Genomic DNA, 26,279 nt, shown 5'->3' on the forward strand with positions numbered 1-26,279 from the left:
TAGAACAGCCTGACCGGCTCGGATAGACGCTCGTCCGATATTCGGCGGCGGTTCAGACGGCGGCCACGCGGGCCAGGGCCGGACGGTCTAGCACGATCACCTCGCCGGGGCCGATCTCGATCATCCCGCGGCGTTCGAACGAGCGCAGGGCGCGGTTGACGCTCACCCGCGTCGCGCCGATCTCGGCGCCCAGCCCTGCCTGGCCGGCGTGGAGCGGCACCCGGCCGTCCGCGCACCGGCGTACCAACCAGGTGGCCACACGCGCCGGTACGTCACGCACCGTCGCGTCGGTGAGCCGGTCGTCGAGGTCGCGTACGGTGGCGGCCAGCGTGCGCAGCAGCCGCGCCGCGACGGACGGCTCGGTGGCGACGAGCTCGAGCACCGCCGAACGGGGCAGATAGGCCACCTCCACCGCCGTCATGGCCGTCCGCGTCGCCCGATGGGGGCCGTCCACCAGGAGGGCCGTCTTGTCGAAGGCCACCGGCGCCGCCTCCACGGCCAGCACCACCTCCTTGCCGTCCGCGCTCACCCGGCCCGCCTTCACCCGGCCGCCGAGCAGCACGATCAGCTGATCGGCCGGGTCCCCCTCGGTGCACAGCACCTGCCCGGCCGGATAGCGCCTGCGCCGGGCCAGGGCCGCCAGCGCCCGCAGCCGCTCCTCGCCGAGCCCGCCGAGCATCGGCAGGTCGGCCAGCGTGTACGTCATGTATCCCCGTATACACCCTGCCGGTGCCCCGCGATGCTGAGCGTGTGACCCGTCACCCCCTAGCGTTCGGGGGTATGGCGAGATACGTGGTGCAATTGGCCTTCGACGGCGACCCGCGACGGCTCACGGCCCGCCCCGCGCACCGTGAGCACCTGCGGCGGCTCAAGCAGGAGGGGCGGCTGGTGAGCGCCGGGCCGTGGGCGGACGACAGCGGGGCGCTGCACGTCTATGAGGTGGCGGACGAGGCGGAGCTGCGGGCCATCCTGGCCCGGGACCCGTACACGGAGGCGGACGCCTACGAGATCGTCCTCGTGAAGGAGTGGACCGCCATCATGTAATCGCCCGCGCCGCGCCGCCCCCGCTCAGCGGCTGAGCGGGGGCGGGCGGGAGCGGGCCGATCAGGGATGCTTCCGGCGCCGGTCCAGCGCGGCTCCGGCGCCGGTCCAGCGCGGCTCCGGACCGGTCAGGGGCGCTTCCAGAAGGGGCCCCGGCGGCCACCACCAGGGTGCCCGCCATCGGAACGGCCGCCGCCGGGTTGCGCGCCCCCGTGAGGGTCGCCACCGGAGGAGCTGCTGCCGAAGGGCCCGCGGTCCGGCCCCGGCCCCGGCCCCGGCCCCGGCCGCGGCGGCGGTGCGGAGCGGCCGCGGATCAGGACCGTGAGGACGTGGACGGCGCGCTCGTGCAGGGCCTGGGCGTCCGCGCCCGGCCGCTCGGCCGCCTCCAGCTCGCGGGCCAGCCCCGCCAGCTGCTCGTCGCCGCCCAAGTACTCCGCGAGCGCCGACAACCGCGACCCCAGATCGGCCAGGTACAGCAGATCGGGCGCGGGCAGCGCCTTGAGCCGATCCAGCTCGGCCACCAGTTGCGGCCGGACCGACTCCAGCCGGCCGGCGGGACGTGGCCCGCCGGCCCAACGCCGCCCCGCGGAACCGGGCCGGGGACCGGGCCTCGGCACGCCACCGGCCACGAACCCCTGGTCGTCACCGGCCACGAGCCCTTGCTCCATCTCGGCCGCGCCGAACCCGGGCTGCGCCTGGCGCATCCTCGGGGCGGCTGAGGGCATGGCCATCATCGCGGCGTGCGCCGTGAAGCCGCCGCCCATCATCGGCGCGGCCTGCGGCGCCTCCCAGCCGCTCGGAGGCTCGACCGGCTGGATGACGCGGTGCTCGGGTCCGCCGTCGGCGACCTGCCTGGTGTCGATCGCCACGTACGCGGTGAAGCGGCAGAGCACGCCGTGCTCGAGCGACGTACGGACGATGCGCGACTCCAGGTCGTGCTCGCCCATGGCGTACCGGTCCTCGAGCTCTCGCAGGTGCGCGCGGGCCCACACGGCGCGGATGGCCGGATTGTCCACCGTGACACCCGCGACCTGCTCCTCCCACGGTCCGCCGGCGGCCGTCCCGCGGACGGTCACCGAGGAGCCTTCGCGGTAGCGCCCGTACACGCGCAGCGGGACGCCCGGGAAGATCGACCCGAGATGTGTGACCGTACCGGGCTCGACCTCCAGTCCCTTGAGCGAGAGGCCGGTCACGAGGGGAGCGCCGATCCTGCGGTGGATGTGGTCCATGGCCGCGTCGAGCCGGTCCTCCGACTCCACCAGCTCGCACCGGCCCGCGCCGAGCCCGGCGAGCCGGCCGAGGAAGCCGGCGTTCACGGCCCGGTCGATGCCGACCGTGTGCACGCGCATGGCCGACAGCGCGCCGCCCGCCTGCTCCAGGATCTGGTCCTCGTTGCCCACCTGGCCGTCCGTGACCAGCACCACGACCCGCTCCCGCTCAGCCGGGGCGCCCAGCAGGGCGACGGCCTGGCGCAGCGGCTCGAGCAGCTCGGTGCCCCCGCGGGCGTCGACCCGGGCGAGGTGCTCCACGGCGCGGTACCGATTGCGGTCCGACGCCTCCACGAGCCCCTCGAACGCCCGCTCCACCACTGAGTCGAACGTCAGCACCGCGAACCGGTCCTGCGGCGTCAGCGTGTCGACGATGCGGGCGGCGGCCCGGCGCGCGGCCACCATCTTCCAGCCGCCCATGCTGCCCGAGCGGTCGAGCAGCAGCACCAGGTCCCGCGGCGTGCGGGTGGACTGCAGCGGCGGCGGCACGACGGTGAGCGCGAAAGTCCCCCCTTGCTCGGCCGGGCCGTCGAGCTGCAGCGACGTGGACGCGTCGAACGACATCCGCAGGATGAAGTCCCGGTCAAGCCGCTCGCCAGGACGCAGCCGCACTGTGCCGCCCTCCTCCTCGACCACGTGCAGGCTGGAGGCCAGCTCACGCAGCTCCAGCCCGGCGGCGTCCACGGTCGCGGCGAGCGACAGGCGCACCGGGTTGGGGAAGCCGGGCAGCAGTACGGGCGGGCTGATCCTGGACGCGTCCGGGACGGCGTCGGTGTCGGGCACGACGCCGTCACCCGCGGGCGGGCCGTCGATGGGGGTGCCCGGGATGTAACGCGGCGCCACCACCAGAGGGAAGCGGAACGTGGCCGCCCCGTCCTCGTACGGCAGCGGCTGGCTCATCGTCAGCCGGACTGAAACATGCTCGCCGGGCAGGATGTTGCCCACCCGGATCGTGAACACGTCCGGCCGGTCCTCCTCGGCGATCGCGGCCCGCTTGCCCTCCCGCAGCGCCCGGTCGTAGTCCGCCCTGGCCTGGCCGCGCTCCTTCAGCACGCCCTCGACCACCCGGTCGTCGGCCTCCATCCGGAACCCGGTCACGGCCGCCCGGTCGGGCAGCGGGAAGACGTACGTGGCCTCCAGCGTGACGTCGAACGGGTTTCTGAACCCCTGCGTGACCTCGACCCCGGCGATGAGGCCCGAGATGTCCGCGGTGACGTCCACGCTCTCCAGCGGCAGGTTGCCGCGCTCGGTCAGCAGCGCGCCGAACCCGGCGTCCGGCACCGGCAGGCACCGTGCGGGCTCCAGCGAAGTGATCTTCATAGCAGCTCCCTCTCTTCGAGCACCGCGAGCAGCGGTCCCGCCGCCGCCAGCACCGCCTGTACGTCCTCTTCTGACGGGGTACGCCCGACGTCCAGCACGAGCCGCACTCCGTCACCCAACCTGACTCCGACGACCAGCGCCGCAGCAGTCCCGCCTCCTACCGGTGCGTTCCGCGTCCTGGCCGCATCTGTCCCACCGGACGTCGCGGCGTCTGTCCTGCCGTCCGGCGTGACGTCTGTCCTGCTGCCCGGCGTGGCGAGGCCCGCACGGCCATCCGGCATGGCCGGGCCTGTGCCGCTGCCCGGAGTCGCGGTATCCGCACCCGCCCGATGATCGGTCGCGGCGGCGTCGCCGGAGATGCCGGCGGCGCGATGCGCACTCTCCATGCCGGGCCGCTCAGTCCAGAACCGGTCCCGCACCGCCTCGTCGCCGCGTCGTGCGCCACCGCCGGTCCGCAGGTCCGCGAGCCCCCGCCCGGCGCCATCGAGGCCGCCGCGACCGTCCGGTGGGGGAGGCGTGTCCGCGAGCCCCGCCAGGGTCGCCGCTTCCTCCAGCACCACAGCACCCGTCACCGGCCCCTTGATGCCCGCCGCGTCCTCCAGCATCCGATCCGTGGCCCCCGCCAAAGCCGTCTGGATCTCCGCGATCGAGTGGCCCGCCGCCTGCATGCGCTTGATGGACACCAACTGCAGCAGGTGCCTCCGCCCGTAACGGGCGATCCTGCCGCGCCGGGTCAGGGGCGGGTCGACCAGACCGATGGTCGTATACCACCTGATCAGCCGCTCTCCGGGCACGTCGCGTACCCGGCCGTTGGCCTGCGTGCCGCCGGCACGCAGCGCACGGGCCGCGAGCTCGGCCAGCTCGCCGATCGTCCAGGTGTCGCTCATACCTCCACAATGACACTGTCACTATTACACTGTCAACGTTAGCGACTCGGAGGATTGGGCACGGGCAAGGTTGTACGGAAATAAGCGGACAAAGCTCACCGAACGGGGAGGAATTGCGTTATGGCCACGATCACTGGTCCGCTCTCGGGGGAGGCCAAGAAGAAGGTGGCGGAGGCCCTACAGGGTGCCCTGGTCGATCTCATCGATCTGTCACTGGTCGCCAAGCAGGCACACTGGAACCTCATCGGCTCCCACTTCCGCTCCATCCACCTCCAGCTCGACAGGGTCACGGACCTGGCGCGGACGCACATGGACACCATCGCCGAGCGCGCGGTCGCACTCGGGGCCAACCCGGACGGCCGCGCCGCCACGATCGCCAAGTCGACCAAGCTCGCGCAGCTGGAGAGCGGCTGGGTGGAGGACGGCAAGGTCCTCGCGACGATCATCGACGTCCTGGACGGCATCAGCAGGCGCATGCACGAGCGCGTCCGGGCCACCGACCAGCCCGACCCGGTCAGCCAGGACCTGCTCATCTCCGTGGCGCAGGACATCGACAAGCAGCACTGGATGTTCCAGGCCATGAGCTGACCGGAGCGCCGGGGATGCCGGAGCGCCGGGGAGGCCCGGGAGCCGCGATGGCGGCCCCGGGCTCTCGTATGCCGTAAGCGGCACGTAAGAGCTGATCATCTCTTGATGATCTAGCGTGCCGGGATATGGACAACCGCACGCAGATCGTCGTGCTCGCGAAGCGGCCCCGCCCGGGCCACGTGAAGACCCGGCTGACGCCGCCGTACACCCCGGAGGAGGCGGCCGAGCTGGCGGCGGACGCGCTACGCGACACCCTGGACGCCGTCGCGGCCACTCCCGCGGTCGCCCGGGTGCTGGCGACCGACGATCCTGTGCCGGGTGTGGCCCCGACCGGATTCGAGGTGATCGCGCAGCGCGGCGCCGGCCTGGACGAGCGCCTGGCCTGGGCCTTCGCGGACGTCTACGCCCGCCGACCCCTTCCCGTCCTGCTCGTCGGCATGGACACCCCGCAGATCACCGCCGCCCTGCTGACCCGGGCCGCGACCGCGCTCCAGGACCACGACGCGGTGTTCGGCCCGGCCGTCGACGGCGGATTCTGGCTGCTGGGCCTGCGCCGGCCCGATCCTGCCCTGCTGCTCGGCGTTCCCATGTCCAGGCCCGACACGGGCGCCGCCCAGCTCCGCCGGCTGCGCGGCCGGTCCGTGGCGACGATGCCGCTGCTCACCGACGTGGACGACGCCGCCGACGCCCGTGAGGTGGCCGAGCGGGCGCCGCATACCCGCTTCGCCGCCACCATTACCCGCCTCGCGGCCGGAGCCGCCAGGTGATCGGACGGCTCTACGAGGAGTCGCTGGACGGAGCCCAGATCGACATCGAGGACGCGGACGGCCGCCGCCGGCCCCTCGACGCCATGCGCTGGCTGGAGCCCATCGACGGGGATGAGGCCATGCTGTCGCGCTGCGCCGCCCCAACCCTGGACGTCGGCTCCGGCCCGGGGCGGCTGACGGTCGAGCTGGGCAGGCGGGGCGTGGCCGCGCTCGGCATCGACGTCACCCCGCACGCCGTACGGCTGACTCGGCGGGCAGGCGGCCTGGCCCTGTGCCGTGACGTCTTCGGACGGGTGCCGGGCGCCGGCCGGTGGGCGACGGCGTTGCTGGCGGACGGCAACATCGGCATCGGCGGCGACCCCGCGGCACTGCTACGCAGAATGCGCGAGCTCGTCCGCCCGGGCGGCGAGGTGATCGCGGAGGCCGCCCCGCCGCACACGCCGAGCACGGTCGAACGTGTGCGTCTGCGCCATGGTGCTGTCACCGGCCCTTGGTTCCGCTGGGCCGGCGTCTCGGTCTCCGACGTGCCCGCGCTGGCCCGCGCGAGCGGTTTCACGGTCACCGAGCGTCATGAAGAGGCCGGACGCTGGTTCGCGTACCTCCGTTGATGCGGAGGGAGGCTGGTTTGAGTACCTCCGCCGGCGCGTTACGCAACGTCACCGCCACCTGATGATCGCGGGACGGGCCCACGGGGTTTGCGCAGAGTTTGATGTCGCGAGTCCCTCCCATTCATGTCGGTGCGGTCGACTAGCGTGGCACCTAGAGGGAGGCCCCACGATGTCCCACAAGACTCTCCTCCGCACGGGCCCGCTCTTGCCGGGCGGCGCCAGCCCGTACGGGCCGCTCGGCCTGCCGGGCGCCGGAGGTCTCGCGCTGCCCTCGGGGTTCACCGGCCGGGTCGTGGCCCGCTCAGGTCACAAGGTCGCCGGCCTCACCTGGCACGCGGCGCCCGACGGCGGCGCCTGCTTCCCCGACGGCGACGGCTGGATCTATGTCTCCAACTCCGAGCTGCCCCTGCTCGGCGGCGCCTCCGCGCTGCGGTTCCGCGCCGACGGCAGCGTCGGCGACGCCTACCGCATCCTGTCGGGCACCGACCTCAACTGCGCGGGCGGTGCCACGCCGTGGCACACCTGGTTGTCGTGCGAGCTCGGCCACCGCGGCCGCGTCTTCGAGTGCGATCCTTACGGCGCCCGCGCCGCACGCCCGCGGCTGGCCATGGGCCGCTTCAAACACGAGGCCGCGGCCTGCGACCCCGAGCGCGGCGTGGTCTACATGACCGAGGACGAGCCAGACGGCTGCTTCTATCGGTTCAGGCCGGGCGACTGGGGCGACCTGACCGAGGGCACGCTGGAGGTGCTGTGCTCCTCCGGCCGCTGGCGAGTGGTGCCGTCGCCGGCGGCGCTGCTCCAGGAGACCCGCCACCAGGTCGAGGACGCCCGCCACTTCGACGGCGGCGAGGCCTGCCACTACGCGGGCGGGGTCTGCTACTTCACCACCAAGGGTGAGACGGGCCTGTGGGCCTACGACGCGCAGACCTCCACGCTCGACCGGCTGTGCGACGGCGTGCGCGCCATCACCGCCGCGCCGTCCGGCGACCTCTACGTCGCCAGGGAGACGACGCAGATCGACGTCATCGCGCCGGACCGCGCCGTCACGCCGTTCCTCCGGCTGGACGGGCATGAGGGGGCCGACCTGACCGGGCTGGCGTTCTCGCCGCGCGGCGACCGGCTCTACTTCTCGGCCAGGCGCGGCCGCGCGGAGGGGCACACGTTCGAAGTGACGGGCCCTTTCCGCGCCTAGCTCGGGGGCCGCACGTTCGAGGTGACGGGCCCTCTGGCGGTTAGCTCAAATAGCGGACGAGCACGAGCTTGAGCTCGTCCACCAGCTCGGCGCTCCACTCGGGCGTCGCCGTGGTGATCATCGGCATCACCGCCTTCACCAGGGACAACATCATCGTGCCCATGAGCCGCGCCCGCTCCTCGGCGAGCTCGGGCCTGAGGCGGCGCAGCATGGCCGCCAGCTGCCGGGAGATGTCCTCGTGCAGGCGCTGCGAGGCCGTGGCGAACCGGTCGCCGGTGGCGGAGCCGTACAGCAGCGACCAGTACGCCGGTGAGCGGCTCTTGAACCGCACGCTCTCGTCCACGAGCTGCCCGACCAGAACCTCCAGCGGGACCTCGGGCGTGACCTCGGCCAGCCTGGCGGCCCAGAACTCCTGGCGGTCGTCGGTGTAGCGGGACACCAGCCCGTCCAGGATCTCCTCCTTGTTGCGGAAGAACTGATACAGCGACCCCGGCGACATCCCCGCCCGCGCGGCGACCTGGTTCGTCGTCAGGTCCGGGTAACCGACCTCGGCGATCACCAGTTCGGCGGCGTCGAGGATCTCCTCCATGCGCTTCAGGCCGCGCTCCTGCCGGCGGACCGTGCGTTCAGTCATGCGGCACCTCGTTGACAAATGCGAGCATTTACTTGTATTTCTGGGTCGGGAACCAAACACGAGTAGTTTACCGAGTTTTGATCGGAGATCTCATGCGAACCGTGCTCGCGCCATGACGGTGAACACGCGCATCCGGCCCGCCGGCGCGGCGACCACGGGGCCGCCGCTGCGCAGGCTCGGCTTCCTCCTGGTACGCCGCCGCAGGCTCGTCCTCACGCTGGCCCTTCTCGGCCTGATCGTGGCCGGGGTCCTCGCCGCGGGCGCGGTGCCCCGGCTGTCCCTGGCCAGGTTCGAGGCCCCGGGCTCGGAGTCCGACCGGGCACAGGCCGAGCTGGTCGAGCGGTTCGGCACGGGAAGCCCCGACATGATCTTCCTGGTGACCGCGAAGAGCGGCACGGTGGACGATCCGGCCGTCGAGACCGCGGGCAGGGAGCTGACCGCCCGGGTCGGCCGCGAGGCCGACGTCGCCGAGGCGGCCTCGTACTGGACCCGAGGCAAGCCGGCCACGATGCGCAGCGAGGACGGCAGGCACGCGCTGATCGTGGTGCGCATCCCGGGGGACGCGAACCACGTCCGGGCACAGGTGCTGCCGAGGCTGGTCCCCGAGATCATCCGGGGCACGGATCTGTTGCAGGTGCGGGCCGGGGGAGGGGAGGAGGTCTTCCGCGAGACCGTGCCGCTGGCCAGGCAGGACTTCGTCCGGGCCGAGCTGATCATCTTCCCGCTGGCGTTCGTGCTGCTCTGGCTCTACCAGCGGCGCGCGATGGCGGCCCTGGTGCCGATCCTGGCCGGGTTGTTCGCGATGGTGAGCGGGCTGGCCCTCCTGAGCGCCGTCCTGACATTCACCGAGATTTCGACGTTCGCCCTGAACCTGACGCTGGCCATGGGGCTCGGCCTCGGTATCGACTACTGCCTGTTCGTGATCCAGCGCTTCCGTGAGGAGACGAGAGGCGGCAAGGACCGGGCGGCGGCCGTCGCGGGGGCGGTCGAGCACGCGGGCAGGACCGTGCTGTTCAGCGGCCTGACCGTGGCCGCGTCGCTGGCGGTGTTGTTCGTGTTGCCGTTCGACTTCCTGCGCTCCTTCGCGTACTCGGGCATCGCCGTCGTCATCGGCGGTCTGGTCGCGGCGGTGCTGGTGTTGCCCGCCGTGCTCGCCTCCATCGGCGGCACGATGCTGCCCAAGCGGGAGCGGCCGGAGCGGGCGGCGGGGTTCTGGCACGGGCTGGCCACCCGCGTGATGCGCAGGCCGCTGGTGTTCGGCGGGGTTGCGACCGCCCTGCTGCTGGTGCTCGCCTCGCCGTTCCTGGGCCTGCGCTTCGGCGTGGCCGACGACCGCATCCTGCCGCCGGAGGCGTCCTCCCGGCAGACCCAGGAGATCATCCGCCAGGAATTCCCCGCCGAGGAGACCGACGCCATCCAGCTGGTCTCGCGCGAGGCCGCGGCGGGGGATGTCACGCCGTACGCGACGAGCCTGTCCAGGCTGCCCGGCGTGGCCCAGGTCGACTCCGCCGCCGGGTCGTTCGCGAACGGACAGCGGGTGGGCGACGGGGACCCGGCCAGGTTCCAGGGGGAGGGCGCGTGGTTGTCGGTGGTCCCGTCCGCCGCGGCCCTGGCCGACGACCCCGTACGGCTCGTCGAGGCCGTCCGCGCGGTCGAACCGCCCTTCGAGGTGCTGGTCGGCGGCTATCCCGCCGAGTTGTCCGACTATCGGGCCTCGGTCGTGGACCGGCTGCCGCTGGTGCTGGCGCTCATGCTGGGCGTGACGTTCGTCATCCTGTTCCTCATGACGCGCAGCTTGATCCTCCCGATCAAGGCGACCCTCCTGAACGTCCTCAGTCTCGGCGTCATGTTCGGCGCCATCGTCTGGATCTTCCAGGACGGCAACCTGTCAGGCCTGCTCGGCTTCACCCCGACGGGCACGCTCGATCCGAGCATCCCCATCCTCATGCTCTGCGTGGCCTATGGCCTGTCGATGGACTATGAGGTGTTCCTGCTGTCACGGATCAAGGAGGAGTACGACAGGACGGGCGACACCGAGGAGGCCGTGGCCACCGGCCTGCAGCGGGGCGCGCCGCTGATCACGGCGGCGGGCGGCATCCTGGCGCTCACCTTCGCCGCGTACGCCACCGCGCAGGTGACGTTCGTGCAGATGCTGGGCGTCGGCATGGCGGTGGCCGTGCTGGTGGACGCGACCGTGATCAGGGCGGTGCTCGTGCCGAGCCTCATGCGCCTGGCGGGGCCGCTCAACTGGTGGCCTTAGAGGGTGTATTCCTGGATCGAGTCGGCGAGCTGCACGCACAGCTCCTCCGCGTCGAGCCGCTTCTCGATCTGCTTCAGGTCCTCGATCTTGGCCCGCGTCTCGGCACGCTTGGGAGCCAGCAGCGAGCAGCAGTCCTCGTCGGGCAGCTCGGAGATCTCCAGCGTGCCGATGCGCCGCGCCTCGGCCATGATCTCGGTCTTGTCCCAGCCCACCAGCGGCCGCAGGATCGGCAGCTCCACCGCGTTGTCCTGGGCGGTGATGTTGGTCAGGGTCTGCGAGGACACCTGGCCGAGCGCGTCGCCGGTGATCAGCGCGGAGGCCTTGATGCGGTGGGCGACCTCCTCGGCCGTCTTGAGCATGAGCCGCCGCTGCGCGATCACGGCCAGCCGGTCCTGGCCGGAGGTGCGGATCGACTGCTGCGCCTTGCCGAACGGCACCACCCACAACCGCGACTTGCCCTGGAACCTGTCGAGCTTCCTGACCAGCGCGTACGCCTTGTAGATCGACTCGGACGTGGTGAACGGGATGCCGGAGAAGTGCAGGAAGTCAACGTGCAGGCCGCGCCGCATCATCCGGTATGCCGCCACCGGCGAGTCGATGCCGCCCGACATGAGCACCAGGGCCCTGCCACTGGTGCCGACCGGCAGGCCGCCCTGGCCGGGGATGCCACTGGTGAAGACGAACACCTCGTCCCTGTCGACCTCGATCGAGATGGTCAGCTCGGGGTTCTTCAGATCGACCGGCAGGCCGTACTCGTCGTTGATCGCGCCGCCGACGAGCCGGTCGAGCTCGTTGGAGCGCAGCGGGAAGCGCTTGTCGCGGCGGCGGGAGCGGACCGCGAAGCGGGCGCCTCGCCTCGCCTCCTCGCTCTCGCCGACCAGCTCCAGGCCGGCCTTGAGCACGGCGTCTGGGTCCTTGTCGACCCGCCAGGCGCGGTGGATCCAGACCAGCCCCGGCACGTCGGCGACCCGCTGGGCCACGGCTTCGGCCTGCTCGGCGGTGGCGCCCTGGGGCAGGAAGATCGCGATGACGCCGTGCCGCTTGCGTACGTCGACCTTGATGTCGAGGCTCTGCAGCGCGTCGCGGATGTTGGCGATCAGGCGGCGTTCGAACACATCGCGGTTCTTGCCCTTGAGGACGATCTCGCCCAGCTTGAGCAGAACGCACGGCTCGCCCAGGGCGGACATCGTCATGGTGGAACCTCCGGGAAGACGGGGAACGGGGCACGCCTTGATGGCAACGCCGAGCCCTCTTGAGTTTAGTCCGCGTCCAGTCCTTGCTCGATCGCATATCGCACCAGCTCGACGCGGTTGTGGAGTTGGAGCTTGCGGAGGGTGTTCTGCACGTGGTTCTGCACGGTGCGGTGGGAGAGCACGAGGCGGTCGGCGATCTGCCTGTACGACAGCCCCTTGGCGACCAGCCTGAGGACCTCGGTCTCCCGGTCGGTCAGGCGCGGCCCGTCGTCCGGCACGTCCTGTGCGGCCAGCCGCCGGTATTCGCCGAGCACGAGTCCGGCGAGCCCGGGGGTGAAGACGGCGTCGCCCTCGGCGGTACGGCGTACCGCGTCGAGGAACTCCTCCCTGCTGGCCGACTTCACCAGATATCCGGACGCACCCGCCTTGATCGCCTCCAGCACGTCCTCCTGCTCGGCGCTTGCCGACAACACCAGCACGCGGGGCGGCGGCTCCACCTCGGCCAGCCCGGCGGCCACCGACGCGCCCGGCATGTCGGGCAGCCTCAGGTCGAGCACGACGACGTCAGGCCGCACCGCCACGGCCGCCCGCACCGCCTGCCGGCCCTCACCGACGGCGGCCACGACCTCGTAGCCGGCCTCGGCGAGGTCCCGGGCGACTCCGTCGCGCCACATGGGATGGTCGTCCACCACCATGACCCGCACCATGCCGCAACTCTAAACCGCCCCCGGCCTCCGGACGATCGGCACCTCTCCCTTCCGGGGGAGCCGGCCCCAGCGGCGCCGGCACGACGCGTGCGTGCAGGCGTGGCAGGCCGACGCCGCCACGCCGGCGAATGTCAGGAGGGGAGCGTGATTTCGACCTCGGTGCCCTGACCGGGAACGCTGACGATCGAGACCTGGCCCCCCAGCTCCGCCACCCGGCCCTGGATGGATTCCGCCACCCCCAGGCGGCCGTCGGCACGGGCCTGGTCCAGGCGGCCGTCCGGGATGCCGGGCCCCTCGTCCCGGATGCTGACCGTCACCGTTCCCTCCCCAGACTCGGCCAGCACCCAGGCGCGCGCCTGCGGCCCGCAGTGCGTCCGGACGTTGTCAAGGGCGGCCTTGACAGCCGCCGCCGCTCCTTTGGCCGTCTCGGCAGGCAGGATCAACGGGGTCGCCGGAGTGGAGACCGTCACCTCGGGCGAGCCGTACCGCAGCAGCAGCGAGCGCAGGTCGGTCGCGCCCTTCGGGGTGGCGGGCCGGGAGGCGATGAGCTCGCGCAGCGCCGCCTCCTGCTCGCCGGCCAGGCGCCCCAGCTCGGCGGCCTCCCCGCCGATCTGCCGCCCGCGCCGCTGGACCAACGCCAGGACCTGCAGGACCGAGTCGTGGATGTCGCGCGCCAGGCGGTCGCGTTCGCGCTGGGCGGCCTCCATCTCGATGGCCCGCTGCATGCGTTCCTCGGCCTGCTTCGCCAGCCGGGCCACATGGCCGACCACGACGCCCGCGAGGAACAGCAGGACCGCCCCGTTGATCACCACAGACTCGTCGGGCGTGCGCACGAACCACAGGTCGGCCGCCGCGACCACGGCGGCCGCCACCGCGCCCGCGCGTCGTCCGCCGTAGACGGCCCAGGCGAGCACCGGCGCGGCAACCCATGTCGCGGGGACCGGCATCATCCCCGCCACCCAGGCCGTGGGGACCGGCGTCGGCCCGGCGGCTCCCTGTACGTATGGCGAGGACAGCAAGCACGCCAACGTCACCAGCAGGTCCATGACCAGCAGCGGCCGGCGCCGCAGCACCGGGACCGAATAGGCGTACGTCGCGCCCGCCGTCCACAGCGCCATCACGCCGATGACCAGCCAGCCCGCGACCGGCTGTCCGTAACCACGCTGCTGTGCCATGAGCACGGCCGCGTACACCAGGGACGCCACGCGGTAGACCGCGATCGCCCGCCAGAAGGGGACCTCGATAGCCATGAGTCCTTCTCATGTTTCCGACAGGACGCTTGACAGATAGTTCTGATATCCATGCGAAAGGGACATGCCCGATGGCACAATCCGGGGACCCCTAACTCAAGGAATCTCCCTCTATGACCTCCGCTGTAAATCATTTCACCCATGGCCTGCTCACGCCGGTGCTCGCCTACGTGATGTCCTGCATGGGGTCGATGCTCGGCCTGCGGCTCACCGCCCAGGCCCACGCCTCCCGGGGTGGCACCCGGGCGCGGTGGCTGCTCGGCGCGGCCGTGTCCATCGGCGGCACCGGCATTTGGGTCATGCACTTCATCGCCATGATGGGCTTCGACGTGGAGGGCACCCAGATCAAGTACGACGTGCCGCTCACCGTCGCCTCGGCCCTGGTGGCGATCGTGGTCGTGGGCACCGGCCTTTTCCTCGTCTCGTACGGACGCGGCCGGGTCCTGGCGCTCCTCGGCGGCGGCCTGCTCACCGGCCTCGGGGTGGCCTCCATGCACTACCTGGGCATGTACGCGATGAACATGTCCGCCCACGTCTCCTACGACCGCGTCGTCGTGGCGCTCTCCGTGGGCATCGCGGTGGTCGCCGCGACGGTGGCGCTCTGGTTCACGCTCCGCGTCAAGAGGCCCGTCTGGATCACCGCCGCCGCGCTCGTCATGGGCGTGGCCGTCGCCGGCATGCACTACACCGGGATGTACGCGATGCGCGTCACTGTCGACTCCGAGGCCGGCGTGGTCGCCGGGGCCGACGCGCTGGACTTCCTTGTTCCGCTCATGACCGTGATCAGCCTGATCACGTTGACGATGCTGCTTATGGTGATCCTGTCCCCGTCGGAGGAGGAACTGCACGAGGACGCCGAACTCGTCGCCAAACTCGAATTGCGCAGGCGCACCGCCCAGCAGCAACATCTGACATATCCTTCGCCGCCCGTGCCCCGTCAGCAGCCAATACAGCAAATGCCGCAAATATCGCCGATGCGCGCTCGTAGAAGGTAGTTGCGCGCGCGGCGACACCCTGTTCATACTCCCTTATCGGTGCGTATGGGGATGGGTGGGGGTATGTCGCCGGTTGACCATTTCTCTTTTGGGCTGTTAACGCCCGTGCTCGCGTACATCATGTCCAGCGTAGGCTCCATGCTGGGCCTGCTGCTCACCTCGCGGGCCCGCCTCATGGGCGGGCGCGAGGGCAAGTTCTGGCTGGTGGGCGCGGCCTTCGCGATCGGCGGCACGGGCATCTGGACCATGCACTTCATCGCGATGCTCGGCTTCTCGGTGACCGGCTCGGTCATCCGCTATGACGCCCCGCTCACCGCCGCCTCCGCGCTCATCGCGGTCGTGGTCGTCGGCATGGGGCTGTTCCTCGCCGCGTACGGCGGCGAGCGCCTGCTGTTCCTGCTCGGCGGGGGCATCCTGACCGGGTGCGGCGTAGCCAGCATGCACTATCTCGGCATGGCCGCCATGAACATGTCCGGCCACATCACCTACGACCCCGTCATCGTGTCGCTGTCGGTCCTGATCGCGATAGCGGCGGCGACGGTGGCGCTGTGGTTCACGCTGCGGGTCAACGGCGCTCTCAAGATCGGCGCGGCGGCGCTGGTCATGGGCGTGGCGGTCTGCGGCATGCACTACACGGGCATGTACTCCATGTCGGTGCAGGCGCACGGCGAGGCCGGGCCGGTGCCGGGCGCGAAAGCCATCGACTTCCTGCTGCCGCTGATCGTCGGCATCAGCGTGATCACCGTGGGGCTGCTGCTCGCCATCATCCTGTCGCCCTCGGAAAAGGAATTGCGCAGCGAGGCGGAGTTCAGGGACCGGTTGCGTGACCGCGACGAGGGCGCGCCGGAGGTGGATCTCTTCGGCACGCCCCGGCGGTGAGAAATATGCGAGAAGGTACGGCTTGCGACGCGTAGTGGGCCGCCGATTCGCCGCGGCGCAAGCCGTACCTTTGAGCGGGATGTAGCGGAAACCCCGCTGACTCAAAGGTACGGACGCCGCTTGCAAGCCGCTTTCAACTAACCGAAGAACACCTCGGCCTCGGAATACCGCTCCACCGGCACGGTCTTCAGCTCGGCCGTGGCCTCGTCGAGGCCGACCCGGACGATGTCGGTGCCGCGCAGGGCGACCATCTTGCCGAAGTCGCCCGCGTGGGCCGCGTCGATGGCCTGCAGCCCGAACCTGGTGGCCAGCACCCGGTCATAGGCCGAAGGGGTGCCGCCGCGCTGGATGTGGCCGAGCACCGTGGTGCGGGCCTCCTTGCCGGTGCGCTTCTCGATCTCCTTGGCCAGCATCTCGCCGATGCCGCCCAGCCGGACGTGCCCGAACGCGTCCAGCTCGCCCGCCTGCAGCTCCATCTGGCCCTCGATCGGGTGCGCGCCCTCGGCGACCACGATGATCGGCGAGTAGCGGGTGCGGAAGCGGGACTCGACGTATTCGCAGACCCGGTCGATGTCGAACGGCTTCTCCGGGATGAGGATGACGTTGGCACCGCCCGCCATGCCCGCGTGCAGCGCGATCCAGCCGGCGTGCCGGCCCATGACCTCGCAGATGAGCGCCCGGTGGTGGGACTCCGCGGTGGTGTGGAGGCGGTCGATGGCCTCCGTCGCGATGTTGACCGCGGTGTCGAAGCCGAAGGTGTAGTCGGTGCCCGACAGGTCGTTGTCGATGGTCTTGGGCACGCCCACGACGTGGACGCCGCGGTCGTAGAGCTGCTTGGCGACGCCGAGGGTGTCCTCACCGCCGATGGCGATCAGCGCGTCCACGCCGGTGGCGGCAAGGTTCTCCTTGATCCGGTCGACCCCACCCTCGATCTTGATGGGGTTCGTCCGGGAGGAGCCCAGGATGGTCCCGCCGCGGGGCAGGATGCCGCGCACGGCCTGGATGTCCAGGGGCATCGTCTCGCCTTCCAGTGGGCCACGCCAGCCGTCGCGGAATCCGACGAACTCGTGGCCATAGACGCTCACCCCCTTACGCACCACTGCCCTGATCACGGCGTTGAGCCCGGGGCAGTCGCCGCCCCCTGTGAGCACTCCAATACGCATGGCGGGTCCTCCCGATGGGTTCACGAACCGAACCTCAGTATTCAGACTCGCATTGTGCCCGCCCACGCGGGCAGTGGTCTAGACCAAACGCCAGGTCCGTAACGCAAACATCGCACGGAGGAAATTTCGTGAGTGTGTTGGCCATCGACGCCGGGACAACAGGGGTCACTGCGCTCGTTGTCACCGAAAACGGGCAAATATCATCGAAGGGCTACGAGGAATTCACGCAACATTTCCCGCAGCCCGGCTGGGTGGAGCACAATCCCGAGGACATCTGGCAGGCCACGCTGTCGGCGTGCGTGGCCGCGCTGCGCGGGGGCGGCGACCCGCCGTCCTGCGTCGGGATCACCAACCAGCGCGAGACCGCGGTGTTGTGGGACCGCCGCACGCTGGCCGCGCCGCGCCGGGCGATCGTCTGGCAGGACCGCCGCACCGCCGGGGTGTGCGAGCGGCTGCGCTCGGCCGGCCACGAGCCGCGCGTGGCGGAGCTGACCGGGCTGCGCCTCGACCCCTACTTCACGGCCACGAAGCTGACCTGGCTGGCCGAGCACGATCCAGGGGTGTGGGCGGGGGTTCAGTCCGGAAATGTGGCGGTGGGGACGGTGGATTCGTACCTGATCGCCAGGCTGACGGCGGGCGCGCGGCACGTGACCGACCCGTCCAACGCCTCCAGGACCCTGCTGTACGGCCTGCACTCCGGCGGCTGGGAGCCGGAGCTGTGCGAGTTGTTCGGGGTGCCCGCGCAGGCGCTGCCGGAGATCGTGCCCAACCACGGCCCGCTCGGTCGTACAGACCCCGCGGCGTTCCTCGGGCTGGAGCTGCCGATCAGCGGTGTGGCTGGCGACCAGCAGGCGGCGTTGTTCGGGCAGACGTGCTTCGACGTGGGAGACGTGAAATGCACGTACGGCACGGGCTCGTTCGTGCTGACCAACACCGGCGGCGAGATCGTGCGCTCGCAGGCGGGGCTGCTGACCACGGTGGCCTGGCAGGCGCCGTCAGGGGAGCGCACGTTCGCGCTGGAGGGGTCGATCTTCGTGACCGGCGCGGCCGTGCAGTGGCTGCGCGACGGGCTCGGGCTGATCGGGACGGCGCCGGAGTCCGAGGCCGTGGCGCGGACGGTGCCCGACAGCGGCGGCGTGGTGTTCGTGCCCGCGCTGACCGGGCTGGGGGCGCCGTACTGGGACCCGGGGGCACGCGGGCTGATCAGCGGCATCACGCGTGGCACGACGCGGGCGCACCTGGTCAGGGCCACGCTGGAGGCGATCGCCTTCGAGGTGCGCGACGTGGCCGAGGTGATGACCGGCGGCACGGTGCCGGTGCTCAAGGCCGACGGCGGCGCCAGCGCGAACGACCTGCTCATGCAGTTCCAGGCAGACCAGCTGGGCGCGCCCGTGGAGCGGCCGGTGATCCAGGAGACGACCGCCCTAGGGGCGGCCTTCCTGGCGGGGCTGGGGGCCGGCGTGTGGGGGTCGCGGGGCGAGCTGCGCAAGACCTGGCGACTGGAACGCCGCTTCGAGCCGGGCGAGCGCGATGACGCGGCCTACGAGCGGTGGCGGGCGGCCGTGCGGCTCGCGTCCACTACGTGAGCAGCACGCAGGCCGGGCTCTCGGCCTCGTACGCCTCGCCGGTCGGCTCGGGGACGCCGTCGCGCAGCGCGAAGACCGTCACGGTGTTCGAGCGCTGATTGGCCACGTACATGCGATCGCCGTCGATGGCGAAGTGCCGGGGCCAGTCGCCGCCCGAGGGCACCTCGGCCACCAGGGACAGGTCGGCGGCGCGCAGCACCGAGATCGTGTTGGGCCCCCGGTTGCCCACGTAGACCAGGTCGCCCTCCAGCTGCAGGTGGGACGGGTAGTTCTCGCCCTCGTGGCGGGAGGCGGGAGCGACCGTGCGCCACTCGCCGTCGATGAGGGTGACGTTGCCGTCGAGCTCGCCCGCCACGTACAGGCGGGAGCCCGCGAAGGCGAAGTGACGCGGGCCCGTGCCCGGGTACAGGACGATCGGCTCCACCGCCGTGCCGTCGTAGCGGTAGCGGCGGATCTCGTCCGTGCCGAGGTCGGAGACGTGCAGCAGACCGTCGTGGAAGACGGCCTGGTGGGCGTGCGGCCCTGCCTGGCGCTCGGCGTCAGGGCCCGAGCCTTTGTGGCGCAGGACGATCGGGTCGCCGTCGAACGCGCCCCGCTCGTCCAGCCGGTAGAGGATCGCCGTGCCGTCGCCGTAGTTGGCCGCCGCGAGCAGGATCCCCGTGGGATCGACGGCCACATGGCAGGGCAACGAGCCCTCACTCGGGCGTTCGTCCAGCGGCGTCAGCCCGTCGCGGGCGTCGAAGGCGGTGAGCGCGCCGCTGTCGAGCTCGCTCACCGCGTACAGCACCGGCAGCGAGGGGTGGGCGGCCAGGAACGACGGCGCCGCGACCCTCGTGAGCCCCTGACGGATACTGACGCCGATGGTGACGATGCCTGGGCCGTATCCGCCTATGCGCAGGTGCTTCACAGCGGCGATCCTTCCATGGTTGACTATGACAGTGAGTTCGTTGACAGAGGCAAGGGTTTCTGAGGTCCGAGCCTTCAATCGGTTCTATACGAAAGTGATCGGCGTTCTGCAGTCGGGGCTGCTCGACTCGCCGTACTCGTTGACCGAGGTGCGGGTGCTGTTCGAGCTCGCGCACGCCGAGCGGATGGAGACCGGCGAGCTGCGCACTCTGCTCGACCTGGACGCGGGCTATCTCAGCCGGATTCTGACCCGTTTCGAAGGCGACGGGCTGGTCGAGCGCGAGCGGTCCGCCGCAGACGCGCGCAAGCAGCTCGTACGCCTCACGCCCACGGGCGCGGCCACCTTCGCCGGGCTGGACAAGCGCTCGGCCGAGGAGATCGAGCGGCTGCTGTCCGGGCTGCCGGACGAGGCCCAGGAGCGGCTCGTGGCGAGCATGGCGACGATCAGGGGGCTGCTGGCCCCGGAGCGCGAGCGGGAGCCGTACGTGATCAGGCCGCCGCGCACCGGCGATCTGGGCTGGGTCGTCTACCGGCACGGCGAGCTCTACAGCCGTGAGTACGGCTGGGGCACCGCGTTCGAGCAGACCGTCGCGAAGATCGTGGGCGATCTCGACTTCTCCAAGGACGCCGGATGGATCGCCGAGGCCGGCGGGGAGCGCGCCGGGTGCGTGTTCTACGTGCGCCAGGACGACACGACGGCCAAGCTGCGGATGTTGCTGGTCGAGCCGTCCGCGCGCGGGATGGGCCTCGGCCGGCGGCTGGTCGACGAATGCCTGCGGCACGCCAAGGCGGACGGCTGCAAGCGCATCACGCTGTGGACGCGCGGCTGCCTGGTGAGCGCGCGGCGCATCTACCAGGCAGCCGGGTTCCAGATGGAGAAGGAGGAGCAGGGAATGGAGAACGGGATCGAGCTCACCGAGCAGTGGTGGACACGCGACCTCTGAGAGCCGTCCCTGATCTGGATCCGCCCTTCAGCGGTCTCCTGCGTCATGTCAGGCGTCGACCTTGAACGGGTCGTGCTCGGTCAGCAGCTTGTCGAGCCTGGCCTGGTCGACGCGCTTGCTCACCTCGCCCAGCTCCTGCCGGTCGCGTACGACCTTGCAGAGCGTGACCGTGGAGGTGACCACGTACAGGAGGCCGAGCCCCAGGAACGCCCTGATCCACCCCTCGACGGGAAGGTAGATCAGGGCGATCACCACGGAGGTCAGCGAGACGGCGAAGGACAGGATCGCCTGAACGTAGAACGCGGTGGTCTGCGTGGGCTGGATGGGCTTCGTCATGCGGCCATCGTCCGTCCCGGGTCCGGGTCGGCGCATGCGGGCAAGTACTCAAGTTACCTATGAGTACGCCCGATCGGCTGGTGGCGCCCCCGGCCGTACCCGCAGGTCAGACGGTGACCACGGTCGCGGCCGACTTGCCGAGCAGCGCCGGGAAGTCGGTCATGACCTGGGCCAGCTCGCCCAGGTCGGAGTCGACCAGGGCCTGCGGGCCGTCGCAGAGCGCCTGCTCGGGCTGCGGGTGCACGTCGATGATCACACCGTCCGCGCCGACCGCGATGGCCGCCCGGGTCAGCGGGAGCACCAGGTCGCGCCGCCCGCCCGAGTGCGACGGATCGATGATGACCGGCAGGTGGGACAGGCGCTGCGCGACCGGCACGGCCGACACGTCGAGCGTGTTGCGGGTCGCCTTCTCGAACGTCCTGATGCCCCGCTCGCACAGCACGATGTCGAGGTTGCCGCGCTGGGCGACGTACTCGGCGGCCATGAGCCACTCCTCGATCGTGGAGCTCATGCCGCGCTTGAGCATCACCGGCTTCCCGGCCGCGCCGACGGCCTGCAACAGTGCGAAGTTCTGCATGTTGCGGGTGCCGACCTGCAGCATGTCCGCGTACGAGGCCACCAGTTCCACGTCGTGGGCGTCCACCACCTCGGTCACGATCGGCAGCCCGGTCTCCTCGCGCACGTCCGCCAGGATGCGCAGGCCCTTCTCGCCCAGTCCCTGGAAGGCGTACGGGGAGGTGCGCGGCTTGAACGCGCCGCCGCGCAGCAGCGTCGCTCCCGCCGCCTGGGCCATCCTGGCCGCGTCGAGCGTCTGCTGATGCGTCTCCACGGCGCACGGCCCCGCGATCAACGTTACAGTGTCGGGACCGATCGGCACGCCGCCCACGTGGATCGTGGAGCGTTCGGGATGATTCTCCCGGCTGACCAGCTTGTACGGCGTCGACACGCGCATGACGTCGCGCACGCCCCGCATGCCGCGCAGGCTCGCCTCATCCAGTTGTGTCACGTCGCCGACCAGGCCGACGATCGTGCGCCGCACACCCTTGCTGACGAACGCCTCCACCCCGGCCGCCTGGACGACCTCGACGATCGACGCCAGATCCGCGGACGTGGCCTCGGGCCCCATCACGATCACCATCTGAAATCTCCTCCTGTGGAACTCTTGAGAAACACAAAAGGCCCCGGGTCCTTTCGGACCCGGGGCCTTCGTTCGCCTGTCTGCTAGCGCAGCGTCAGATGGCGAACGGACTCGGGTCCGTCGCCATACCAAAACAGGAACGCGTTGCGCATAGCTCGTAATGGTAGCGCACGACACCCGCGCGCGAGCCACGAACGGTCCGGTGGCAGGATGGCCCAAGATGCGAGACAGGTGAGGGGAGTGATCGTGGAGGAGTCGCGCCTGCCTCCAGGCCAGTACGTCCCGCGCGGCCGACCCGTGATCCACTACGGCAGGGTGCCGCAGTTCAGGCCGGAGAGCTGGGATTTCCGCGTCTTCGGCGCCACCGCCTCCGGAGCGGAGCACCGCTTCACCTGGAGCGAGTTCGAGGCGCTGCCCCGCACCACCCGCCTCGCCGACTTCCACTGCGTCACCAAGTTCTCGCTCATGGCCAATGAGTGGCGCGGCGTCGCCCCTGCCACGATCATGGCGGCCGCCCCGCCCGATCCCGGCGTGCGGCACGTGATGATCTGGGCCGAATACGGCTACAGCGCCAACCTGCGCATGTCCGATTTCGTGGCGCCCGACACGCTGTTCGCCATGGAGCTGGACGAAAAGCCGCTCAGCCCCGACCGCGGCTTTCCGCTGCGGATCGTGGTCCCGCACCTGTACGCGTGGAAGAGCGTCAAATGGGTACGCGGCATCGAATACCTCCTCGAAGATCGCCGCGGCTTCTGGGAGGAACGCGGCTACCACAACGTCGCCGACCCCTGGCGCGAGCAGCGCTACTCCTACCAGGAGGAACCCGGCGAGGGACCGCCCTGAATTCACTCTCCGTTTCCGCCCGGACACGGTCTGTTCTTGGCTACGGTTACCCGCATGCTGACCACCGCGTGCGTGGCGCTGTCAAGCCTGGCCTTCGTCGCCGGCCACGTCCTCGCCCGGGCGCGGTCGCGCCGCGACGCGCTGCCGGAGGGCCGGTGTAAGGACGAGGCGACGTTCGCCACGCTGCACATCGCCGCGATGGCCGCCCCGGCCCTGCGCACGGGGCTCAACCGTGACTCCGCCCGCAAGGCCGTGCGCCATCTGCGCGCGCTGCTCGGCACCCACGCCGTCGCGATCACCTCGACCGAGGCCGCGCTGGCTTGGGACGGGCCGTGCACCGACGACGTGGTCACCTACGCCCGCGCCGCGCTGGCGACCGGACGGCCGGAGGTGTTCGCGGGGGAGCCGCACGGGGCCGTCGTGGTGCCGCTGACCGTGGACGGCACGGTCGTGGGGGCGCTGGCGGCCTTCGATGACGAGATCAGCGCCGCGCTGGTACGCACCGTGTCCGAGGTCGGCCGCTGGGTCTCCGGCCAGCTGGAGCTGGCCGAGCTCGACGCCTCGCGGCGGCGCGCGCTCGAGGCCGAGATGCGCGCGTTGCGCGCCCAGATCTCGCCGCACTTCATCTACAACGCGCTGACGACGATCGCCTCGTTCGTCCGCACGGACCCCAAGCGCGCCCGCGAGCTGCTGCTCGACTTCGCCGACTTCGCCCGGTACGCGCTGCGGAGAGCGCACGACTTCACCACCCTGGCCGACGAGCTGACCTGCGTGGACCGCTATCTGCTCCTGGAGCGGGCCCGCTTCGGCGACAAGCTGCGCTTCAGCATGCAGGTGGCGCCGGAGGTGCTGCCCGTGCCCGTGCCGTTCCTGTGCCTGCAGCCGCTGGTCGAGAACGCCATCAAGCATGGGATGCGCGGCCGTCGCGGCGCCGGTGAGGTCAGGGTCGTGGTGCGCGACGCCGGCCCCGAGGCGCACATCACGGTCGAGGACGACGGCGCAGGGATGGACCCGGAGTGCGCCAGGCGCATGCTGGACGAGGACCCCGCCCGGGAGGGCAGCGGCATCGGGCTGGCGAACGTGGACCTGCGGATGCGCCAGATCTACGGCGACGGCTACGGGCTCGTCGTCGAGACGGCGCTGGGCGCGGGCACCAAGGTGCGGCTGCGGGTGCCCAAGGCGCAACTTAGCTCATTGTAGTCATTTCCTTACGCTATGCTGGCGTTTCGCTTGTGGGCTTTGCTTTCGTGCGGCAGCGTGGAGTCCATGCTGAGAGTTCTGGCTGTGGACGACGAGGTGCCCGCCCTGGAGGAGCTCGCTTATCTGCTGCGCCAGGACGACCGGATCGAGCACGTGACGACCGCGGCGGACGGCGTCACGGCGCTGCAGGACATGGTCCAGATGATCGGCGGCGGTGAGCGGCTCGACGGGGTGTTCCTCGACATCCGGATGCCCGGCCTCGACGGGCTGGACCTGGCCAGGCTGGTCGGCGGCTTCCCGAGCCCGCCCCGGCTGGTGTTCGTGACGGCGCACGAGGAGTGCGCGGTGCAGGCGTTCGAGCTGGAGGCCGTGGACTATCTGCTCAAGCCGGTGCGGGCCGAACGGCTGGCCGAGGCCGTGCGCCGGCTGGAGGCCGCCAGCGCGCCCGCGCCCGAACCGGGCCAGGATGACGTGATCCCGGTCGAGCTGGGCGGGCGGACCAGGTTCGTGCCGCAGCAGGCCGTCTGGTTCGCCGAGGCCAAGGGCGACTACGTGCGCCTGCACACGGTGGACGGCAGCTACCTGGTGCGCATGTCGCTGGCCGCGCTGGAGCGGCGCTGGTCGGAGGCCGGGTTCCTGCGCATCCACCGCAGCACGCTGGTGTCGGCCAGGCACGTCAGCGAGCTCAGGTTCGAAGGCGGGCGGGTGACGCTCACCGTCGGCACGGAGACGCTCCAGGTCAGCAGGCGACACAGCCGCCAAGTACGCGAGCAGCTCGTACGCCAGCACAGGGGCGTGATGTCGTGACGACCGCGTCTTGGGAGCGTGCCCACTCCTCGATGGTGCTCCAGAAGACGCTGTAGCGGGGGTGCGCCAGAGGGCGCTGTAGCGGCGCTGCCCGCTCAGCCCGCTTCCGCAGGCGCCGTCGCCCGCTGGGAGGCTTCCTGGAGCCGCGTGGATCCGGTGGCGGGAGGTCTGATGCGCCTGGGGCGTTCGCGGCCCGTCATGGCCGCCTCTGGAGGCGTCCTGGTGGCCGTCGCGGGCGCTTTGCCGTCATGCCTGATGCGGGTGTCGCGGTCGGTGGGGGTTGGGCGGTCTACGGGGCCAGGTGGGCGTGAAAAGGGCGTGCGCAGTTCGCGCCCCCCGCCCTGTCGCCGTGCCGCTCGGGTTTGCGCCGAAGGTCATGATTCCCCTGGTCAAACTGGTCAGATGCGGCATTGGGTGAGTGGATGAGGGCCGGGATGCATCCGTCCGAGCTCGTTGCGAGCCCCCGAACCTACCGTTCGCCGACCGAGGGCGACCGCTCATCGCAACAGTACTCTCCGTATAGCGATGGTTACGCACCGTTCAACGAGCTGCCTATAAACGGGGTTTCGTCCACAAGATCGCGACCGTAGTGTTTCGGCATCGGAAAGCCACCTCGGCGCATCGGGGGGACGGGCCAAGAGGCTCACTGCAGGTCTGATGCGCCGGACTCACCGGTGACCGCGCTGGTCGCCGCGGCTGTCGGGCCCTTGACCGGGGGGTAGGGCCCGCCAAGCCGGTTCGTGAAGGGGCGTCCGCCTAGGCCGCAGCACGCGGCCCGCGATCCGGCCTTCGGGGGCGGCCGGATCGCGAGAGCGGGCGTCCCTATCACGATTTCCGGATCACGAGCCTCAGGGACGGCTCAGCCGTCACGCAGCTTCTTCAGCAGGGCGATGTCCTCGGCGTGCTTGGGAGCCTTGCCTGGCGTCTCGATGCAGATCGGGACGCCGGCCACCGCCGGATGCCGCATCATGTCGGCGAACGGCTGGGCACCGATGTGCCCGGCCCCGATGTTCTCGTGCCGGTCCCTCTTGGACCCGCACGGGTCCTTCGAGTCGTTGGCGTGGATCAGCTTGACCCGCCCGGGAGCGATCCGGTGCAGCGCGTCGAACGTCTCCGCCACCCCGCCGTCGGCGGCGAGGTCGTGGCCGGCGGTGAAAGCGTGACAGGTGTCGAGGCAGACGCCCGCCCGCGGATGCCAGTCCAGCGTCGCCAGGTAGGGCTCCAGATCCTGGACGGTGGCGCACAACATGGCGCCCTGCCCCGCCATCGGCTCCAGCAGCAGGTCGGGCCCGCCGTCGGGGATCTCGTCCAGCAGGGGAAGCAGGTTGTCGCGCAGCTGGCGCAGCGCGTCGTCGCGCGACTGCGTCACCGCCGAGCCGGTGTGCACCACGACCCCCTTGGCGGCGGTGTCCACGCCGCGCCGCAACGTGTGGCGGACGATCGCGATCGAGTTGGCCAGCGTCTCCGGGCTCGGCGAGCCGAAGTTGACGAGATAGGGCACGTGGATGAACGTCTCGACCCCCGACTCGGCCAGCTTCGCGTCCTCCGCGGCCTTGCCCTCGGTGAGCGCCCAGCCGCGCGGGTTGGTGACGAACACCTGGATCATCTCGGCGCCGATCTCAGCCATGTATTTCAGGCCGCCCGTCGCCAGGCCGCCAGCCACGGACACGTGTCCGCCGATCAAGGATGTTGGGCTCATGATGGCCCTCAGTCTAGGCCCGCCGCCCGACACTTCCGGAGGGCCAGCCCCCGCGGGCTTGCCGTCGC

General features: G+C 71.0%; 25 protein-coding genes. 13 read left to right on the forward strand and 12 right to left on the reverse strand.

Annotated features, from left to right (window positions below):
• Positions 1 to 52: 52 nt before the first annotated feature.
• Positions 53 to 706, reverse strand: a complete 654-nt coding sequence (locus ACTWPT_RS02865) for a Crp/Fnr family transcriptional regulator (RefSeq protein ID WP_443175632.1) — start codon at positions 704 to 706, stop codon at positions 53 to 55.
• A gap of 74 nt (positions 707 to 780) precedes the next feature.
• Here ACTWPT_RS02865 and ACTWPT_RS02870 point away from each other — a divergent pair, with 74 nt between their 5' ends.
• The gene (locus ACTWPT_RS02870) at positions 781 to 1,044 is read left to right on the forward strand and encodes a YciI family protein (RefSeq protein ID WP_443175633.1); all 264 of its coding nucleotides are present in this window, start codon (positions 781 to 783) and stop codon (positions 1,042 to 1,044) included.
• A 125-nt stretch (positions 1,045 to 1,169) separates the two neighbouring features.
• Here the strand turns inward: ACTWPT_RS02870 and ACTWPT_RS02875 are convergent, their stop codons facing one another.
• Entirely contained in the window at positions 1,170 to 3,629 is a 2,460-nt protein-coding gene (locus ACTWPT_RS02875; protein ID WP_443175634.1) for a VIT domain-containing protein, read from the reverse strand.
• A complete protein-coding gene (locus tag ACTWPT_RS02880; RefSeq protein ID WP_443175635.1) occupies positions 3,626 to 4,516 on the reverse strand; it encodes a helix-turn-helix domain-containing protein in 891 nt (296 codons plus the stop codon). The genes ACTWPT_RS02875 and ACTWPT_RS02880 overlap by 4 nt, the downstream gene beginning before the upstream one ends.
• 120 nt (positions 4,517 to 4,636) lie before the next feature.
• Here ACTWPT_RS02880 and ACTWPT_RS02885 point away from each other — a divergent pair, with 120 nt between their 5' ends.
• The 4 genes from ACTWPT_RS02885 to ACTWPT_RS02900 all read left to right on the forward strand — a co-directional run bounded on the left by ACTWPT_RS02885 (position 4,637) and on the right by ACTWPT_RS02900 (position 7,671).
• Complete coding sequence (locus tag ACTWPT_RS02885) at positions 4,637 to 5,104, forward strand: Dps family protein (RefSeq protein WP_443175636.1); 468 nt, start codon at positions 4,637 to 4,639, stop codon at positions 5,102 to 5,104.
• Positions 5,105 to 5,229: 125 nt separating this feature from the next.
• Positions 5,230 to 5,871 (forward strand): TIGR04282 family arsenosugar biosynthesis glycosyltransferase, encoded by a 642-nt coding sequence (locus tag ACTWPT_RS02890; protein WP_443175637.1) that lies wholly within the window; start codon positions 5,230 to 5,232, stop codon positions 5,869 to 5,871.
• On the forward strand, positions 5,868 to 6,479 hold the full coding sequence (locus ACTWPT_RS02895; protein ID WP_443175638.1) for a methyltransferase domain-containing protein: 612 nt from the start codon (positions 5,868 to 5,870) through the stop codon (positions 6,477 to 6,479). The genes ACTWPT_RS02890 and ACTWPT_RS02895 overlap by 4 nt, the downstream gene beginning before the upstream one ends.
• Positions 6,480 to 6,648: 169 nt before the next feature.
• Positions 6,649 to 7,671, forward strand: a complete 1,023-nt coding sequence (locus ACTWPT_RS02900; RefSeq protein ID WP_443175639.1) for an alkaline phosphatase PhoX — start codon at positions 6,649 to 6,651, stop codon at positions 7,669 to 7,671.
• Positions 7,672 to 7,711: 40 nt separating this feature from the next.
• On the opposite strand, the gene ACTWPT_RS02905 is transcribed toward ACTWPT_RS02900, so the two are convergent.
• Positions 7,712 to 8,305 carry a TetR/AcrR family transcriptional regulator gene (locus ACTWPT_RS02905; RefSeq protein ID WP_443175640.1) on the reverse strand — a complete coding sequence of 198 codons (594 nt, stop codon included), beginning with the start codon at positions 8,303 to 8,305 and terminating at the stop codon, positions 7,712 to 7,714.
• Between the two features lie 112 nt (positions 8,306 to 8,417).
• Between ACTWPT_RS02905 and ACTWPT_RS02910 the strand changes: the two genes are divergently transcribed.
• Positions 8,418 to 10,565 carry an MMPL family transporter gene (locus ACTWPT_RS02910; RefSeq protein ID WP_443175641.1) on the forward strand — a complete coding sequence of 716 codons (2,148 nt, stop codon included), beginning with the start codon at positions 8,418 to 8,420 and terminating at the stop codon, positions 10,563 to 10,565.
• On the opposite strand, the gene thiI is transcribed toward ACTWPT_RS02910, so the two are convergent.
• The 3 genes from thiI to macS all read right to left on the reverse strand — a co-directional run bounded on the left by thiI (position 10,562) and on the right by macS (position 13,715).
• Complete coding sequence (gene thiI, locus ACTWPT_RS02915; protein ID WP_443175642.1) at positions 10,562 to 11,758, reverse strand: tRNA uracil 4-sulfurtransferase ThiI; 1,197 nt, start codon at positions 11,756 to 11,758, stop codon at positions 10,562 to 10,564. The genes ACTWPT_RS02910 and thiI overlap by 4 nt on opposite strands.
• A 65-nt stretch (positions 11,759 to 11,823) precedes the next feature.
• A complete protein-coding gene (locus tag ACTWPT_RS02920) occupies positions 11,824 to 12,465 on the reverse strand; it encodes a response regulator (protein ID WP_443175643.1) in 642 nt (213 codons plus the stop codon).
• A 131-nt stretch (positions 12,466 to 12,596) separates the two neighbouring features.
• Entirely contained in the window at positions 12,597 to 13,715 is a 1,119-nt protein-coding gene (macS, locus tag ACTWPT_RS02925) for a MacS family sensor histidine kinase (protein WP_443175644.1), read from the reverse strand.
• A gap of 113 nt (positions 13,716 to 13,828) precedes the next feature.
• On the opposite strand from macS, the gene ACTWPT_RS02930 reads away from it, so the two are divergent.
• Together ACTWPT_RS02930 and ACTWPT_RS02935 are read left to right on the forward strand one after the other, a co-directional pair.
• Positions 13,829 to 14,710, forward strand: a complete 882-nt coding sequence (locus tag ACTWPT_RS02930) for an MHYT domain-containing protein (RefSeq protein ID WP_443175645.1) — start codon at positions 13,829 to 13,831, stop codon at positions 14,708 to 14,710.
• 138 nt (positions 14,711 to 14,848) lie between these two features.
• Positions 14,849 to 15,589 (forward strand): MHYT domain-containing protein, encoded by a 741-nt coding sequence (locus ACTWPT_RS02935; protein ID WP_443175646.1) that lies wholly within the window; start codon positions 14,849 to 14,851, stop codon positions 15,587 to 15,589.
• Positions 15,590 to 15,726: 137 nt separating this feature from the next.
• Here ACTWPT_RS02935 and ACTWPT_RS02940 read toward each other — a convergent pair whose 3' ends face one another.
• Positions 15,727 to 16,752, reverse strand: a complete 1,026-nt coding sequence (locus ACTWPT_RS02940; protein ID WP_443175647.1) for a 6-phosphofructokinase — start codon at positions 16,750 to 16,752, stop codon at positions 15,727 to 15,729.
• Positions 16,753 to 16,880: 128 nt separating this feature from the next.
• Between ACTWPT_RS02940 and ACTWPT_RS02945 the strand changes: the two genes are divergently transcribed.
• Positions 16,881 to 18,338, forward strand: a complete 1,458-nt coding sequence (locus ACTWPT_RS02945; RefSeq protein ID WP_443175648.1) for an FGGY family carbohydrate kinase — start codon at positions 16,881 to 16,883, stop codon at positions 18,336 to 18,338.
• Here ACTWPT_RS02945 and ACTWPT_RS02950 read toward each other — a convergent pair.
• The gene (locus ACTWPT_RS02950) at positions 18,331 to 19,245 is read right to left on the reverse strand and encodes a lactonase family protein (protein ID WP_443175649.1); all 915 of its coding nucleotides are present in this window, start codon (positions 19,243 to 19,245) and stop codon (positions 18,331 to 18,333) included. The two genes, ACTWPT_RS02945 and ACTWPT_RS02950, sit on opposite strands and share 8 nt — an antisense overlap.
• A 94-nt stretch (positions 19,246 to 19,339) precedes the next feature.
• Here ACTWPT_RS02950 and ACTWPT_RS02955 point away from each other — a divergent pair, with 94 nt between their 5' ends.
• Positions 19,340 to 20,188 carry a bifunctional helix-turn-helix transcriptional regulator/GNAT family N-acetyltransferase gene (locus ACTWPT_RS02955; RefSeq protein ID WP_443175650.1) on the forward strand — a complete coding sequence of 283 codons (849 nt, stop codon included), beginning with the start codon at positions 19,340 to 19,342 and terminating at the stop codon, positions 20,186 to 20,188.
• 48 nt (positions 20,189 to 20,236) lie between these two features.
• Here the strand turns inward: ACTWPT_RS02955 and ACTWPT_RS02960 are convergent, their stop codons facing one another.
• Positions 20,237 to 20,524: a YiaA/YiaB family inner membrane protein gene (locus tag ACTWPT_RS02960; protein WP_443175651.1), complete on the reverse strand. Its 288-nt coding sequence runs from the start codon at positions 20,522 to 20,524 to the stop codon at positions 20,237 to 20,239.
• A 106-nt stretch (positions 20,525 to 20,630) separates the two neighbouring features.
• Positions 20,631 to 21,662 carry a 3-deoxy-7-phosphoheptulonate synthase gene (gene aroF / locus ACTWPT_RS02965; protein WP_443175652.1) on the reverse strand — a complete coding sequence of 344 codons (1,032 nt, stop codon included), beginning with the start codon at positions 21,660 to 21,662 and terminating at the stop codon, positions 20,631 to 20,633.
• 210 nt (positions 21,663 to 21,872) lie between these two features.
• On the opposite strand from aroF, the gene ACTWPT_RS02970 reads away from it, so the two are divergent.
• The 3 genes from ACTWPT_RS02970 (at position 21,873) to ACTWPT_RS02980 (ending at position 24,512) form a co-directional block, all read left to right on the forward strand.
• On the forward strand, positions 21,873 to 22,505 hold the full coding sequence (locus ACTWPT_RS02970; protein WP_443175653.1) for a sulfite oxidase-like oxidoreductase: 633 nt from the start codon (positions 21,873 to 21,875) through the stop codon (positions 22,503 to 22,505).
• A 54-nt stretch (positions 22,506 to 22,559) separates the two neighbouring features.
• Entirely contained in the window at positions 22,560 to 23,705 is a 1,146-nt protein-coding gene (locus ACTWPT_RS02975) for a sensor histidine kinase (protein ID WP_443175654.1), read from the forward strand.
• 66 nt (positions 23,706 to 23,771) lie between these two features.
• Positions 23,772 to 24,512 carry a LytR/AlgR family response regulator transcription factor gene (locus tag ACTWPT_RS02980; RefSeq protein WP_443175655.1) on the forward strand — a complete coding sequence of 247 codons (741 nt, stop codon included), beginning with the start codon at positions 23,772 to 23,774 and terminating at the stop codon, positions 24,510 to 24,512.
• 859 nt (positions 24,513 to 25,371) lie between these two features.
• On the opposite strand, the gene ACTWPT_RS02985 is transcribed toward ACTWPT_RS02980, so the two are convergent.
• Complete coding sequence (locus ACTWPT_RS02985; protein ID WP_443175656.1) at positions 25,372 to 26,211, reverse strand: deoxyribonuclease IV; 840 nt, start codon at positions 26,209 to 26,211, stop codon at positions 25,372 to 25,374.
• Positions 26,212 to 26,279: the final 68 nt, after the last annotated feature.

It is taken from the genome of Nonomuraea sp. 3N208, assembly GCF_052245935.1.
Taxonomy (GTDB): domain Bacteria; phylum Actinomycetota; class Actinomycetes; order Streptosporangiales; family Streptosporangiaceae; genus Nonomuraea.

Coding starts and splice junctions, on each gene's coding strand:
- ACTWPT_RS02865 (WP_443175632.1), bottom strand. CDS start 706: ATGACGTACACGCTGGCCGACCTGCCGATGCTCGGCGGGCTCGGCGAG.
- ACTWPT_RS02870 (WP_443175633.1), top strand. CDS start 781: ATGGCGAGATACGTGGTGCAATTGGCCTTCGACGGCGACCCGCGACGG.
- ACTWPT_RS02875 (WP_443175634.1), bottom strand. CDS start 3,629: ATGAAGATCACTTCGCTGGAGCCCGCACGGTGCCTGCCGGTGCCGGAC.
- ACTWPT_RS02880 (WP_443175635.1), bottom strand. CDS start 4,516: ATGAGCGACACCTGGACGATCGGCGAGCTGGCCGAGCTCGCGGCCCGT.
- ACTWPT_RS02885 (WP_443175636.1), top strand. CDS start 4,637: ATGGCCACGATCACTGGTCCGCTCTCGGGGGAGGCCAAGAAGAAGGTG.
- ACTWPT_RS02890 (WP_443175637.1), top strand. CDS start 5,230: ATGGACAACCGCACGCAGATCGTCGTGCTCGCGAAGCGGCCCCGCCCG.
- ACTWPT_RS02900 (WP_443175639.1), top strand. CDS start 6,649: ATGTCCCACAAGACTCTCCTCCGCACGGGCCCGCTCTTGCCGGGCGGC.
- ACTWPT_RS02905 (WP_443175640.1), bottom strand. CDS start 8,305: ATGACTGAACGCACGGTCCGCCGGCAGGAGCGCGGCCTGAAGCGCATG.
- ACTWPT_RS02910 (WP_443175641.1), top strand. CDS start 8,418: ATGACGGTGAACACGCGCATCCGGCCCGCCGGCGCGGCGACCACGGGG.
- thiI (WP_443175642.1), bottom strand. CDS start 11,758: ATGACGATGTCCGCCCTGGGCGAGCCGTGCGTTCTGCTCAAGCTGGGC.
- ACTWPT_RS02920 (WP_443175643.1), bottom strand. CDS start 12,465: ATGGTGCGGGTCATGGTGGTGGACGACCATCCCATGTGGCGCGACGGA.
- macS (WP_443175644.1), bottom strand. CDS start 13,715: ATGGCTATCGAGGTCCCCTTCTGGCGGGCGATCGCGGTCTACCGCGTG.
- ACTWPT_RS02930 (WP_443175645.1), top strand. CDS start 13,829: ATGACCTCCGCTGTAAATCATTTCACCCATGGCCTGCTCACGCCGGTG.
- ACTWPT_RS02935 (WP_443175646.1), top strand. CDS start 14,849: ATGCTGGGCCTGCTGCTCACCTCGCGGGCCCGCCTCATGGGCGGGCGC.
- ACTWPT_RS02940 (WP_443175647.1), bottom strand. CDS start 16,752: ATGCGTATTGGAGTGCTCACAGGGGGCGGCGACTGCCCCGGGCTCAAC.
- ACTWPT_RS02960 (WP_443175651.1), bottom strand. CDS start 20,524: ATGACGAAGCCCATCCAGCCCACGCAGACCACCGCGTTCTACGTTCAG.
- aroF (WP_443175652.1), bottom strand. CDS start 21,662: ATGGTGATCGTGATGGGGCCCGAGGCCACGTCCGCGGATCTGGCGTCG.
- ACTWPT_RS02970 (WP_443175653.1), top strand. CDS start 21,873: ATGGCCCAAGATGCGAGACAGGTGAGGGGAGTGATCGTGGAGGAGTCG.
- ACTWPT_RS02975 (WP_443175654.1), top strand. CDS start 22,560: ATGCTGACCACCGCGTGCGTGGCGCTGTCAAGCCTGGCCTTCGTCGCC.
- ACTWPT_RS02980 (WP_443175655.1), top strand. CDS start 23,772: ATGCTGAGAGTTCTGGCTGTGGACGACGAGGTGCCCGCCCTGGAGGAG.
- ACTWPT_RS02985 (WP_443175656.1), bottom strand. CDS start 26,211: ATGAGCCCAACATCCTTGATCGGCGGACACGTGTCCGTGGCTGGCGGC.